The following is a 14224-nucleotide window of genomic DNA, read 5'->3' as shown; positions in this document are numbered from 1 at the left end:
CAGCAGACAAGGCGGGTGAGGCACGGCCGGGGACCGCGCCTCACCCGCACCTTCCGCGCTGCCGTCTGCCCTGTGTCGCACGTCGAGGCCGGCTGAAATCGTGGATTGCACTCCATAGTTTTGAACACGTTCAACTCTTTGGTCTAGGGTCATCCGAGACGAAGGAGGGGGAACCGATGAAGATCGTGATTCCTGGGGGCACCGGACAGGTCGGCGCGGTCCTGAAGCGCGCACTCGACGCCGCCGGCCATGAGGTCGTGATTCTCACCAGACGCCCCGGGCGCGAGGGCGAGGTCCCATGGGACGGTCGGACCCTGGGGCCATGGACGGCGGCGGTGGACGGCAGCGACATCGTCATCAATCTGGCCGGACGCACGGTGAGTTGCCGGTACACGCCGGCCAATCTGCAGGAAATGATGGATTCCCGGGTCGACTCCACCCGGGTCGTGGGCGCCGCGATCGCGGGCGCTGCCCGACCGCCCCGGGCCTGGCTGCAGATGAGCACCGCCACGGTGTACGCGCACCGCATCGACGCCCCCAACGACGAGGCCACCGGCGTGATCGGCGGTACCGAACCGGGCGTCCCGGACTACTGGGCGTACAGCGTCGAGATCGCCAAGGCCTGGGAGCAGGCTCAGCAGCAGGCCGAAACGCCGGCCACGCGCAAGGTCGCTCTGCGCTCGGCCATGGTGATGAGCCCGGACACCGGCGGGGTCTTCGCCGTCCTGCTGGGACTGGCCCGCCTGGGTCTCGGCGGCCCGGTCGCCGGTGGAGCACAGTACGTGTCGTGGATCCACGAACACGACTTCGTGCGCGCGGTGGAGTTCTTGATCGACCGGGAGGACATCGCAGGGCCGGTGAACCTGGCTGCTCCGCATCCCCTGCCGCAGCGCACATTCATGCGCACCCTGCGCTCCGCGTGGGGTGTACCGGTGGGTCTCCCGGCGACCAAGTGGATGGCCGAGGTCGGCGCGTTCGCTCTGCGTTCCGACACCGAGCTGCTGCTGAAGAGCCGCCGTGTCGTCCCGGGCCGGCTGACCCAGGCAGGCTTCGACTTCCAGTACGCACAGTGGCCGCAGGCCGCGGACGAGCTGGTGCGCCGGGTGCGCGAACGGGTCGGAGGCGGTTCCGCGGCACGCCGGTGAACGGATCCGGGACGGCGGCCGGCCTGGCCGCCCCGTCGGGCCCTGGCCGGCCTCGGCATCACGTGATCAAACCGGACAGACCTCCTGAATTACGCCGCCCTGCCTGCACCGGGTGTCGCTGGTGTCAGGCGTGCAGGGCGCCGGAGCCGAGGGCGGTCCTCACTCGGCCCCGCCGCAGAAGGCGGGCCGGGGCTTCATGTCCGTGGTGACGACACGACCCGACTTCCGCGCCTCGACCGTCGCGTTGGAGATGACGGTCGCGGCATAGCCGTCCCAGGCGGACGGCCCCGTGGGCTCCCTGCCCGCCGCCACGTCGCCGATCCACTCACGGAACTCCGTGTCGAAGGCGTCCACGAACCGCCCCACCCAGTCCGTGAGAACCTCCGTGCTGTGCTGACCCGCGGTACGCACGCCCACCGCGGCCGGATCGGGCAGCCGGACCAGGCCCTCCTCCCCCACGGTCTCGCACTGGATGTCGTAGCCGTACCGGCAGTTGACGAAGACCTCCAGGTCGACGCGGACGCCCCTGGCGGTCTCGAAGAGCATGATCTGCGGGTCCTTCAGGTGCCCGGACCGCTTGCTCGTGGACCGCGGCAGGACCACCTGGGCGGAGACGATCTCGTCGTCAAGGAGCCAGCGCAGGACATCGACCTCATGGACCGCGGAATCGAGCGCCGCCAAGCGGTTCTTGGCGCAGCGGTCAGCCCGCCAGGGAGGCTGGCCGTACAGCCTCCGGTCCGAAGCGGCGGCGGGCCCGGTCCGCGGCGACCTCTGCGGCGCGGGCGCGGGCGTCGCCGGGATCCAGCGAGAGCTGCCGGTAGGCGCCGTCGGCCGGCAGCAGGGCATCGGCGCGGATCACGAAGGCGCGGACTCGTGCGCGCTGCAGCCCGAGGGAGGTCAGCAGACCCAGGGCCGCTGCGGCGAGGGCGGGTGAGTGGTCGGTGGGCTCCGGCAGCGCACGCGTACGCGTACTGGAACTGCGATCGGCATACCGCACCGTGAGGGTGAGCCGGCCAGCCACCCGGCGTTCGCCGCGCAGGCGCCCGCCGAGCTGTTCGGCGAGCCCCAGGATCGCCCGGTGATGCTGCACCGGATCGAGACAGTCCCGGTCGAGCACCAGGTCGGCGGCCAGGTGCGCGGCCGGTTCCGAGGGGGTGACCGGGCGGGGGTCGCGGCCGCGGGCGCGCTCGGCCAGCAGCCGGGCGGGGCCCGTGCCGAGAAGCCGCTGCAGGGTTCCCGCGGGCAGGTCGACAACCTGGCCGATGGTGTGCAGGCCGTATCTGCCGAGCGTCTCCGCCGTGGCCCGGCCGATCCCCGGGAGCGCGGTGACCGGCCGCGGATACAGCCAGTCGGCCGCGTCGGCGGTGGGCACCCAGGTCGTCTCCCCCGGCGCGGACGCGTCGGCCGCCATCGCCGCGAGCATGCGGTTGCCCGCGAGCCCGGCGCTGCAGTCGATGCCGTAGAGGGCCTGCAACCTCATCATCGTCGTCTGGACCATGTCGTACGGGGACAGGTCGAAGTACCGGAGCGCCGACGTCAGGTCCAGCTGCACGGCGTTGGGCGGGACGGCTTGGACGTGAGGCGTGACATTGGACACCAGTTCGATTATATCAGCGTACTGGGCCTCGCTCAGTGAGGCGTGCAGGTGGAGGTGGGCGATGTGCCGCTGCCGCGTACTCATCCCGCGCTCCCGGGGCTGCGGTGGCCGAACTTCTTCAGGTCCGCCGAGCGGGTGCCGGCCGGCTGGAGGTCGGCGTACGGGTGGAGGCGCGCGCCCGCGGTGCCGTCGACCAGGGTGCGGTGCGGCTGGGCGGGGGTCGGATGCGGGCGGCTCCGGCCGAGGAGGGCGAGCGCGGCCTCGGGACCGTTGTCACGGCGGGCCGCGGCGATCTCGTCCAGATCCCAGGCCATCGTGCCGACGACGGTACGACGGGTGCCGCGCACCTGGACCGTGCCACGGACGAGGAGCAGCCCGCTGTGGAAGACGGTGTGCGCGCAGGCCGGGTGGGAGTCCTCGAAGAACGCCAGGTCGACCAGCCCGGACCCGTCCTCCAGCGTCACGAAGATGATCCGCTTGCCACTCGCGATCGGCGGGGTCTGGGTCGAAGCCCGCACCCCGGCCACGAGGACCTGCTGACCGGCACGCATCCCGGCCAGGTGCGCCGCGTCGGTCGCGCCGATCTCGCGCAGCAACCGGTGGTGGTGCTCCATCAGGTGCCGGGAGACGTCGATGCCGAGGGTGTTCAGCTCGGCGCTCAGGGCCTCGCGGCCGGTCATCTCCGGCAGACCGCTCGGCTCGGCCCCGCCGACGGCACCCGCGTCGATGGGCAGTTGACCTGAACCCGCGGTCCGGTTGCGGGACTGGCGATGGAGTTCGGCGATCTGGAGCAGCAGGTCACGGCGGGTGAGGCGGCCGTCGTGGAGACAGTTCAGGGCACCGATCTCGGCGAGGCGTTCGGCGACCGGTCTGCTGGGCCGGGCCCGCTGCCAGAAGTCCGACAGCGATCCGTACGGCTGCCCCTCCTCGATCCGGGCACACTCCTCCTCACTGATGCCGCGCACCCCGGACAGGGCGAGGCGTACCTCCCATCGGTCTCCGTCGGCCTTCTCCACGGTGTGCTTCACCCGGGAGTTGTTGACATCGACGGGCAGCACCTGGACACCGCCCCGGCGGGCGTCGGCGACCAGGACCCGCTTGGGCCACATCCCGGGGTCGTGTTCGAGCAGGCCTGCCAGCAGGAACGCCGGGTAGTGCGCCTTGAGCCAGGCGCTCTGCAGCGCGGGCACGGCGAAGGCGACCGCGTGGGCCCGGCAGAAGCCGTACGCACCGAAGGCCTCGACCGTCTTCCACACCTCCTCCCGGACGGCCGCGCTGTAGCCGCGCGCGCGTGCCTTCTCGTGGAACCAGTCCCTGATCCCGGGCAGTTGCTCCTTGTCGCCGAGCGCCCGCCGGGTGATCTCCCCGAAGGCCCGGTCGCAGCCGGTCAGCACCCGCAGGGTCTCGATGATCTGCTCGTGCCAGATGGTCACGCCGTAGGTGTCGGAGAGCACCGGCTCCAGGTCCGGGTGCGCGTAGGCGGGGGCGCCGCCGTGGCGGGCGGCGATGTACCGCTCGGGCATGCCACCGGCGACCGGGCCGGGACGGAAGAGGCTGATGTCGGCGATGACGTCCTGCACATCGCGGGGCTGGAGCCGGGACAGGAGGTCCTGCTGGCCGGGCGACTCCAGCTGGAACAGGCCCAGGGTCTGGCTGGCCTGGATGAGCTTGAAGGCGAAGACGTCGTCGAGCGGCACCTGCCCGGGGTCGTCCAGGTCGATGCGGTCGCCGGTGGTGCGTTCGATCTCCGCGATCGCGTGGGCCATCGCGGACTGCATGCGCACGCCCAGGACGTCCAGTTTGATGTTGCCCAGCGCCTCGATCTCCTCCTTCGCGGCCATGGCCATGGGGTAGTCGCCCTGCGGCGTGGGCTGCACCGGCAGCCGGTCCAGGAGCGTGGCGTCGCTGATGACCACGCCGCAGGGGTGCATGGCCATGCCGTGGACCAGGGAGTCGAGGCCCTGGGCGAGTTCCCACAGGGGGCCGTAGCGGTGCGCCTCGGCGGCCAGTTGCCGCAGTTCGGGCAGTTCGGCGAGGGCGCCGGTGATGTCGCAGGCGCGCAGGTGCGGGAAGCTCTTGGCGATCCGGTCGACGTCGGCGGGGGCGATCCCCAGCGCGAGACCGGTGTCCCTGAGGGCCCGGCGTGCCCGGTAGGTCTCGGGCATCGCGGTCACCGCCACCCGCTCCTTGCCGAAGCGTTCGAAGATCGTGTCGTAGCACTCCAGGCGGCGGGCGGACTCCACGTCGATGTCGATGTCGGGCAGTGACTCCCGGCGTCTGCTCAGGAAGCGTTCGAACAGCAGGCTGTGGTCGAGCGGGTTGGCGGTGGCGATGTCCAGGGCGTGGCAGACCAGGGAGCCGGCGCCGGAGCCGCGGGCGGCAACCCGGATGCCCTTGGCCCGGATGTCGGCGACGACCTGTCCGACGGCGAGGAAGTACGCGTCGTAGTTCCAGTGGGAGATGACGGCGAGCTCCTCGTCCAGCCGGGTGAGTGCCGCCCGGTCGCGGTCGAGGCCGCGTCGGGCCAGGCCGTCCTCGGACTTCTGCCGCAGCAGTCGGGCCGCACCGCCCGTTTCCGGCCCGGCGCCGAAGAGCGACGGTTCGGGGAGGTGCGGGGTGCCGAGGCCGAGGTCCGCCTTCGGGTCGACGGTGCACGCGTCCGCGGTGGCGACGGTGTCCGCCATCAGCCGACGGGCCCGGCGGGGGTCCGCTCCGGCGCATTCGGCGATCATGCGGGCGACGGCCGCCGTCCCTCTCTCGTCCTTGAGCCAGCGCTGTCCGCTGTCCAGCCGGCGCCGGTCGATCGGCCGCAGCAGCCGGGCGGCGTCCAGGACGTCGGCGAGGCGGTGCTGGCCGGGGTCGGCGTAGCGGACCGCGTTGGAGAGCACGGCGGTCGTGCCGGTGCGGTCGGCCAGCGCCAGGGTGCGGGCGGCCAGGCGCAGGGATCCCGGTCCGGTGCCGGAACGTTTCTGCGCGACGGCTTCCAATCGGACATCCCTTCCGAAGATCTCCTGCCAGGGCGCCAGCAGCCTCACCGCGACGTCCTCCCGGTCGACCGACAGCGCCCGCACCGGCTCCGAGAGCGGGCCGAGCAGCACGGTCAGGCCGGGGCCGCCGTACTCGCGCAGCGCCTTCCACGGCACCACCGGAGGCACGCCGGACATGGCACCGACATGGGCGGCCGACGTGATCCGGCACAGCCGGGCCCAGCCCGCCCGGTCCTGGGCGAGCAGTACGAACCGCAGCGGCGGCTCGACCACGTGCGCACCGCCGCGGGCCGGGGTGCGGCGCCGCTGGGCGGGCGGCGGAGGCGCAAGGGCCTGCACCGCCAGATCGATGCCGAAGACCGGCCGGACTCCCTCCTTCGCACAGGCCCGTGCGAATCGAACAGCCCCGGTGACCGTGTCCCGGTCGGTGAGCGCGAGCGCGGACATGCCCCGCTCGGCCGCCCGCTGGACGAGCTGCTCGGGGTGGGAGGCGCCGTAGCGGACGGAGTAACCGGACGCGACGTGCAGATGGGCGAAGCCCGTCATGCCGCACCTCCATCACTCCACCCCTTTTCAGCCATACGCCCGATATGTTCATCGTACGCCCGTTCGATTACTCTAGCCTCATCAGCCCCGGTCGGCGACCTGTATTCGAACACATCAGCGATTCTTTGGGGAGGTGGGCGACGTCCGAAACAGGCACCGCCCCGTCAGCTCCTCGGCCGACCACCGCAGTTGGGGGAAACCACCGCCACGACACACACCTCGCCATGGCCGCCCGATCGCTCGATCACCCGGGAGGGCAGCACGCCCATGACGCACTGCAGCAGATGCGACACTCTCTGTAATGATCGACCGGCGTCGGCGCATGCCAAGGGCCCCGCCTCCCCGGAGGGGGCGGGGCCCAGCAGCGATACAACGCGGGTCAGCCGGTCCGGGACACCGGAGCCGTCAGCCAGTGCGGCCCGCCGGAGCCGTCAGCCGGTCCGGAGCACCGGCACCGGCACCGTCAGCCGATCTCCGCCCCCGTCGCCGACAGTGCCTCCGTCACCGGCTGGAAGAACGTCTCCCCGCCGGAGGTGCAGTCGCCGCTGCCGCCGGAGGTCAGGCCGATCGCGTTGCTGCCCGAGAAGAGCGAGCCGCCGCTGTCGCCGGGCTCGGCGCACACGTCGGTCTGGATGAGGCCGCTCACCGTGCCCTCGGAGTAGTTCACGGTGGCGTTGAGACCGGTGACCGTGCCGCCGTGGACCTGGGTGGTGGAGCCGCTGCGGGTCACCTTCATGCCCACGGCCGCCTCGGCCGCGCCGGTGATCTGCCGGGCGGAGCCGTCGTAGAGGTCGACCTCGCTCGGGTGGTCCACCTCTGAGGTGTACTTGACCAGGCCGAAGTCATTGCCCGGGAAGCTCGACCGGGCGTTCTGGCCGATCACGGTCCCGGCGGAGTCCGACCAGGTGGAGATGGCCTCGGTGCAGTGCCCGGCGGTCAGGAAGTACGGCTCGCCGTCCTTGACCACGTTGAAGCCGAGCGAACAGCGGCCGCCCGAGCCGGTGATCGCGTCGCCGCCGGCGATGAGGGGCTTGAACTCCCCCTTCGAGTGGCGCAGTTCGACCTTCTCACCGAGTCCGTCGACGACCTTGGTGAGCTTGGCCAGCTCGGCCCCGGTGACCGTCCGGTCTGCGGTGACGACGACCTTGTTGCCGACCGGGTCGGTCGCCCACGAGGTACCGGGAATGGTCGCGTCCTGCTTCAGGGTGGTGCGCGCGCCGTCGAGTTCGGCGAGGGAGTTGGCGACGAGTCTCGCCTTGGCCCCGGCCGCCTCGACGGCCTTGGCGGCGGTGTCGTCGAGCACGTTGACGACGAGGCTCTTCGACCGCGCGTCGTAGTAGGTGCCCGCCGCGTCGGTGCCGAGGTCGGCGGCGAGTGCCGAGGCGAGCTTTCCGGCCGCCGGGGCGGACAGGATCCGCGGTGCGGCGGCGGCCTCGGCGGGCTCGCTGGCGTTCGCACTCTGGAAGGTCGCTCCGGCGGCGACGAGTGCGGCGACACCCGCGCCGGCGAGCGCCGCCCGGCGCCGGGGTATGCGTCGGTGCTTCAACTCATGTCCTCCTGTGGGGGGTCGGCCCGCAAGGTTGTGGGGACCTCGAAGACCGGAAGGCTGGTTGACGGCCGCCTACTATTCCGAGGCCCACAGGGAGCACACAAGGTCGAGTTCAGGTCTCGCGTGCGCGGATGTCGTGCGCCCCCTGTGTGCGGATCGTGCGGGCCGGCGGCCGCCGGCCCGCAGTCGCCGGCCACCAGTCGCCGATCGCTGGTCGCCAGCCGCCCCAGGAGAATTCGCATTGCACGCACTGCAAACGCCGCGTGCGAGCAGCGGGCGGGCAGCGGTGACGCCCGCCCCTTTACCGTCTCCGGCTATCCCTGACCGGAATTCGTCCCCGCGGCCCCCGCGCCCCCCGCAGCCCCATCGGCCCCTGCCGCCGGAGGCAGTTGCTGCTGTGCCCGCTCCAGGAACCTCAGCAGCTCCACCGGGAACGGCAGCACCAGCGTCGAGTTCTTCTCGGCGGCGACCGCCACCACCGTCTGCAGCAGCCGCAGCTGGAGCGCTGCGGGCTGCTCCGACATCTCCTTGGCGGCCTCCGCGAGCTTCTTGGAGGCCTGCAGTTCAGCGTCGGCGTTGATGACGCGGGCCCGGCGCTCCCGGTCGGCCTCGGCCTGCCGGGCCATGGACCGCTTCATGGTCTCGGGCAGCGAGACGTCCTTGATCTCGACGCGGTCGATGGTGACGCCCCACTCCACGGCCGGGCTGTCGATCATCAACTCCAGGCCCTGGTTGAGCTTCTCGCGATTGGACAGCAGGTCGTCCAGCTCGCTCTTGCCGATGATGGAGCGCAGCGAGGTCTGTGCCATCTGCGAGACCGCGAACCGGTAGTCCTCGACCCGGACGACCGCCTCGGCGGGCCCGGTCACCTTGAAGTAGACGACGGCGTCGACGCGCACGGTCACGTTGTCCCGGGTGATGCCCTCCTGCGCGGGCACCGGCATCGTGACGATCTGCATGTTGACCTTCTGGAGCCGGTCCACGAACGGGACGATCATGGTGAACCCGGGCTCGCGCACCTCCGGCCGCAGCCGGCCGAGGCGGAACACCACGCCTCGCTCGTACTGTCTGACGACCCGTGCCGCAGCCAGCGCGTAGACCGCTCCGACGGACACGAGAGCGGCTCCGGCCGCCACCAACGCCTCGACCATGCCGGCCCCCAGGGGGTGACTCCAGTGGTCCCTCGACGGTAACTCCGGCACCCCGTCAAAAGGGAGCCCCCGCACGCCGGTTGCGTACGGGGGCCCACCGGGAGACCGGATCCGGGAGGATCGTCAGCCGACGCTCACGCCGTAGTAGCTCAGCGCCTCGGTGACCGGCTGGAAGAAGGTCGTACCGCCGGAGGTGCAGTCGCCGCTGCCGCCGGAGGTCAGACCGTAGGCCACGGTACCGCCGTAGAGCGGGCCGCCGCTGTCGCCGCCCTCGGCGCAGACCGTGGTCTGGATCATGCCGTAGACGATGTCACCGCTGCCGTAGTTGACGGTGGCGTTGAGCGCGGTGACCCGGCCGCTGTGCGTGCCGGTGGTCGAACCGCGGCGGTACACCGTCGTCCCGACGCTGGGCGTGGCCGCGCTGGAGATGGTCTGGCTGCCGACCGCGCTCGGGTGCGCGATCGAGGTGTTGGTGTAGCGGACCAGCGCGAAGTCGTTCGTCGGGAAGCTGTAGCCGACGTTCGTGCCCAGGACGGTGGTGTGGCCGGAGTTGCTGTACCAGGTCGAGGCCACCTCACCGCAGTGCCCGGCGGTCAGGAAGTAGTACGTGCTCCCGCTGTGCACGTTGAAGCCGAGCGAGCAGCGGTAGGCGCCGCCGTAGATGGCGTCGCCACCGGTGATCAGTTTCTTGAAGGTGCCGTTGGTGTGCTTGATGGTGAGCGCTCCGGCGTCGGCGCCCGCCTGCCGCTTGATCTTGGCGATCTCGGCCTTGGAGACCGTGGCGTCGACGGTGACGACGACACGGTTGGTCTTGCTGTCCACGGACCAGGCGGTGCCGGGGACGTCTGCCTTCAGAACAGAGCTGTTCACGGCCTTCAGCTGGGTCGTGCTGAAGGTATGTGCGTCGCTCGCGCTCGCGGTGGGGACGGCGAACGCCGCCGCGGCCAGGAAGCCGGTGCCCACGGCGATCAGCCGGGTCCGTCTCGTGATACCGCTGCGTGGGGTGGTGCGCTTGATCCTCACTTGTCGTTCCCTCCCAGGGGAAGTCGGGGGCCCGCGTGGGGTCGGGGCCCGTGAGGCGCAGCCAGGGGTGGCGCCCGGATTTCGGACACACATGCCCCTGACAAGCGCTGAGGGGGAGTATTCGGGCGAACGACCGGTACCCGCAAGGGTGCCTTTCGGCCGTACGACCGTGTTCGAACCACGCCGACTTTGGGTGATCTCGTCGCCGTCCGGGCGAGTTGACACCCTGTCGCATTCCCCGCGAAAGCCTCAGGCGAGCTTCCGCTCCCCCGCCTCGACCGCGAGGTCCAGCGTGTTGCCGGGCGGCGGGAACGGGCAGATGAAGTGGTCCGCGAAGGCGCACTGCGGCAGCTGTGCCCGGTTGAGGTCGACGGTGGTGGAGCCGTCGGCGGCCGGGGCGGCCGAATAGAGGAACCTGAACCGGAAGCTGCTGCCCCCGCTGGTGGTGTCGGCGAACACCGCCCACAGCCGGCCGTCGGCCTGCTCGGCGACCTGGAGCGTCAGCTCCCGGCCGGCCACGGTGAAGCCGAGTTCCCCGGCGAGCACGAGCGCGCGCTCCACGCCGTCCGCGGTCTCGACGCGGACGGCGCGCGGGTCGCCGGCGTACGGCGTGAAGCGCCCCGGCACCGACCAGCGCGGGTCGTAGGGGGTGGCGTCGATGCCCCGGAAGGCGCTGCGGGTCGCGGCGGCCGGGTCGTACTCCCGTACGCCCCAGACACCCTCGCGGACCAGCACGACCAGCCGGCGTTCGCCGAGCGTGACCCGGGCCGACGGTTCCCGGTCGGCGGCGAGCCGGACCTCGCCGGCGAAGGGCTCGCCGTCCAGGGCCAGGCCGTCGGCCGCCGTCGCGGTGAGCCGGACGCCGTCCCCGTCGACGGCCCAGATTCCGGGGAGGGCCGGGAGCCGGCCGTCCGGATGGTCCTCGATCCAGTGGCTGCCGACCAGCGCGAGCGGACCGTACGGCGCCGACACCGTCTCCTCGCGGTGTTCGTGCCAGCGCTTCCAGTCCCCGGACGCGTCCGCGTTCATACGATCAGTCCTTCCGTGGCTTTCGTCATGACGTCATGGCCCGCGACGACTCGCGCGACGGCTCACGTCATGGCTCTCTCACATGCGCTCGGTCCGTTCCCAACGGCCGGAGAGCGCGGGGTATTTCAGGGCGCCGCGAGTTGCCCGGCCGGCCGGGCGAGGCCCAGGTGCTCGCGCAGGGTGCTGCCCGGGTAGAAGGTGCGGAACAGGCCGCGGTGCTGGAGGAGCGCGACGGTGCCGTTGACCAGCCGTTCCAGGTCGCGGCGCGGTTCGGCCGGGACCAGGTGGAAGCCGTCGGTGGCACCCTCACCGTGCCAGCCCGCGACCAGCTCCGCCAGATCCACCGGGCCACCCCGGTACAGCGGCCCCTGCACGGTCTGCCGGGGCCCGCCGCCACCGTGCCCCGGCTCGGCCGCGCGCTCCCCGTCGCCCAGGTCCACCACCAGGCTCACCAGCACCCGCAGTGCCTCCGGATCCCGCCCGGACTCCCGTGCGTGCGCCCGCAGTTCCTCCCGTACGGCGGCTGCCTGCGCGGAGCTCGCGGCCCGCACCAGGGCGACATCGGCGTACCGGGCGGCGGCCCGCCGGGCGGCGGGCTCGGTGGCGTCGGCCACCCGGACCGGCTGCTCCGGCGCGGGCCCCGGGTCCTCGCTCCACCGGCCGGCCCGGCCCCGGCTGACCCGGTCGAGGTGGGCGACGGCGGCCTCGGGGGCGGTCGTCATCGGCACCAGCCCGATCCGCCGGGTGGCCGGGGCCACCTGCGCCAGCACGGTGAGCGCGTCGGTCTCCGGCCACCCGAACCGGCCGTCGAGCGTCACGAAGTCCAGTCCCCCGCTCTCGGCGAGCCGCACCAACTCGACGTAGCGCTCCGCCTCGAACACCCCGGCCTGGTCCACGGCGGCGGCCAGATGCAGCAGCCCCCGGCCGTACGAGCCGCTCATCACCACGAACCTCCCTGTGCTCCCTGTAAGACACCCGTTTCACACAAGCCGCCGCAATCCCTTCTCCACAGCGCTGGAACACCTTCCGAGGCGGTGGCCGCCCGGCTCGCCGCACCGGCACTCAGCCATGACCGGGCTCCGCGGCGGCCCCGCCCGCGAGGTCGGCCAGGAAGGCCAGTGCCGCGCGTGCCGTGGCGTCGTTCTGGCGGAACGCGGGTCCTCCGGTGCGCGGCCGGGTGAACGCCCCGGGCGTACGGCCGTTCGTGAACGGCCCGAGCGCGAACCGCCGAGGGTGCGGCCGCCCGCCCCCGTCGAGGATCCGCCCGTCGGCGGGGTCCACCCTGAGCAGCCCGTCGGGTGTCTCGGCGGCCTCGCCGGCGTGCAGCTCGCGCAGCAGCGGGTCCCGGGCGCGCCCCACGGTCGGTTCGGGCAGCCGCGCCTCGACAAGGGCCCGCGCCTCGACGGAGAACCCGGGCACGGTGTCCGCGGCGGCCCGGAACACCCCGTCCGCCGCCGTCACCGTCATCCCGGCGCCGACGAACCGCAGCAGACCGGCCCGGGACAGCGCGAGCATCTGCCGCAGCCGGGGGCCGGGCGGCCCGGAGGCGAGATAGCTGAAGAACCCGTGCCACCAGGGCCCGATGTCGCCGAGCCGCACCAACTGCCCGTAGACGGAGAGCAGTCCGAGGAACACCGCCAGGTCGGCGCTGTACGCGGGATCGTGCCGGCGGTCCAGGTCCGCCTCGATGTAGCCGCGCAGCCCGTCCTGGAACTCCTCGTGCGATCCGTACCGCACCCCGTCCAGCGGCTGGTCCAGCGCCGCGAGATCGAGCCGGTCGGCTGGATCCGGTACGGCGGCCGCCACCAGCGCCCGCACCTCGGCGTCGCCCTCGGCCGCGGCGTACTTCTCCTCGAAGTCCGGCCAGGCGACGGCAGTCCGCTCGGGATGGACGGTGAACAGCCGGTGGTAGTGGGCGAAGCCCAGCTCCTTCGCCACCAGCGGCCACACGTCCCGCCGGAAGTCGTAGCCGCCGGGCCGGGCGAGCAGTCCGTCGATCTCGGCGGGCCCGAGGAACCGGGGCAGCGGCGGACGTTCGCCGGTCCAGTCGTACCCGATCTTCGAGTGGTACGGCACTCCGCGCCGCGACCCGACGTAGAGCACCGGCTCCTGCCCGGACGGCACGTAGGTGTCGCCGTCGTGGCGTCCGCCCCGCCCCTCGGTGAGCAGCACCATCAGGTCGACGAAGGCGAGCCCGAACCCGCGCACGAGCACCGGTTCGCCGGGCCGCAGTGCGGACAGGTCGCTGTCGGCGGTGAAGTCGGGCGGCAGGTGGAGCAGGCCGTGCGCGTCGGCGTACGCCGCCAACGCGGCCTGTTCCGGGTCGAGTTCGGCGTCCAGGTGACCGAGGGCGAGGACGACGAGGTCGGCGAGGAGCGGACGCGGCCGGCCCTCCAGCCAGACCTGCTGGCGCCCCTCACGCGGCCCGCTCACCCGCAGCGCACGGCGCGGGTGGTGGTGGACGGTGACGCCGTCCGGGAGTTCGGCGACGGCCCGGTCGTGGACGTGCCGCAGATAGCGGCCCTGGATCTGCCGGTCGGCGAAGGTACGGCCGTCCAGGCCCGCCCACTCGTGCAGGGTGGGACCCTCCCGCACCGGCCCGGCCATCCGCACCGACTCGTCCGTGAACATGGTGACGTCCTCGGCGTGCGAGTTCATCCACAGCAGCGGCGACTGGGCGGCCCGCCAGATGCGTCCGGCGCCCGGCGGATGCGGGTCGACCAGATGGATGTCGAGGCCCGAACCGGCGTACAGCTCGGGCGCGTTGGCGGCGATCCGCTCCAGGAGACCGGTCCCCCGCGGCCCGGCCCCCACGATCACCAGCTGTGGCCTCATCGGGCGGCCCCGGAGGTGAGGCGGTCGGCCGCGGGTCCGGGTATGCCGAAGGCGGGAGCAGTGAAGGTGGGAGTAGGGGTGGGGGTTCTGACGAGGGTCTCGGAAGACATGCGAAGGCTCCGTGGCGGATCAAGCGAACACGGTGGACACGCACACGGTGGTGCGGGTGCCTTCACACGGAGCGCCGCGCTGCGGCGCTCTTACGGCCGAGCCCCTCAGCAGGGCCGTCCGTCGACTCTACGGGGCCGTTTCCCCTCGTTGTCAAGGGCGTCCAGAGTGTGGGCAGCGCGTCTCAGCTCAGTTGACGGAAAACCGGAGACCTGTTCCACTTGGCCCATGCATCCACAGCAGTGGCTGGTCAA

At 72.2% G+C, this 14224-nt stretch carries 9 protein-coding genes and 1 pseudogene; 1 reads left to right on the top strand and 9 read right to left on the bottom strand.

Annotation, left to right across the window (positions count from 1 at the left end; genetic code table 11):
• Positions 1-176 precede the first annotated feature (176 nt).
• Positions 177-1145: a TIGR01777 family oxidoreductase gene (locus ABZ887_RS25105; RefSeq protein WP_361293092.1), complete on the top strand. Its 969-nt coding sequence runs from the start codon at positions 177-179 to the stop codon at positions 1143-1145.
• A gap of 159 nt (positions 1146-1304) precedes the next feature.
• Here ABZ887_RS25105 and ABZ887_RS25100 read toward each other — a convergent pair.
• The 9 genes and pseudogenes from ABZ887_RS25100 to ABZ887_RS25060 all read right to left on the bottom strand — a co-directional run.
• Positions 1305-1826, bottom strand: a pseudogene (locus ABZ887_RS25100) (Gfo/Idh/MocA family oxidoreductase); the annotation flags it as partial.
• Positions 1827-1845: 19 nt separating this feature from the next.
• Positions 1846-2826 (bottom strand): ImpB/MucB/SamB family protein, encoded by a 981-nt coding sequence (locus tag ABZ887_RS25095; RefSeq protein WP_361293090.1) that lies wholly within the window; start codon positions 2824-2826, stop codon positions 1846-1848.
• Positions 2823-6275, bottom strand: coding sequence for a DNA polymerase III subunit alpha (gene dnaE, locus ABZ887_RS25090; RefSeq protein WP_361293088.1), 3453 nt, complete (start codon positions 6273-6275; stop codon positions 2823-2825). Before dnaE ends, ABZ887_RS25095 begins: the two co-directional genes overlap by 4 nt.
• Positions 6276-6738: 463 nt before the next feature.
• Positions 6739-7821 (bottom strand): S1 family peptidase, encoded by a 1083-nt coding sequence (locus ABZ887_RS25085; protein WP_361293086.1) that lies wholly within the window; start codon positions 7819-7821, stop codon positions 6739-6741.
• Between the two features lie 317 nt (positions 7822-8138).
• The gene (locus ABZ887_RS25080; RefSeq protein ID WP_361293084.1) at positions 8139-8975 is read right to left on the bottom strand and encodes a slipin family protein; all 837 of its coding nucleotides are present in this window, start codon (positions 8973-8975) and stop codon (positions 8139-8141) included.
• Positions 8976-9098: 123 nt separating this feature from the next.
• The gene (locus tag ABZ887_RS25075; protein WP_361293082.1) at positions 9099-9998 is read right to left on the bottom strand and encodes a S1 family peptidase; all 900 of its coding nucleotides are present in this window, start codon (positions 9996-9998) and stop codon (positions 9099-9101) included.
• 249 nt (positions 9999-10247) lie between these two features.
• On the bottom strand, positions 10248-11027 hold the full coding sequence (locus ABZ887_RS25070) for a DUF1684 domain-containing protein (protein WP_361293080.1): 780 nt from the start codon (positions 11025-11027) through the stop codon (positions 10248-10250).
• A 125-nt stretch (positions 11028-11152) separates the two neighbouring features.
• A complete protein-coding gene (locus tag ABZ887_RS25065; protein ID WP_361293078.1) occupies positions 11153-11968 on the bottom strand; it encodes an LLM class flavin-dependent oxidoreductase in 816 nt (271 codons plus the stop codon).
• Positions 11969-12089: 121 nt separating this feature from the next.
• Positions 12090-13862: an FAD/NAD(P)-binding protein gene (locus ABZ887_RS25060; protein WP_361293076.1), complete on the bottom strand. Its 1773-nt coding sequence runs from the start codon at positions 13860-13862 to the stop codon at positions 12090-12092.
• Between the last annotated feature and the right edge of the window lie 362 nt (positions 13863-14224).

The sequence above is a fragment of the Streptomyces sp. NPDC047061 genome, assembly GCF_040643955.1.
Classification (GTDB): Bacteria; Actinomycetota; Actinomycetes; order Streptomycetales; family Streptomycetaceae; genus Streptomyces.
This window is presented reverse-complemented; position numbering and strand designations above follow the sequence as displayed.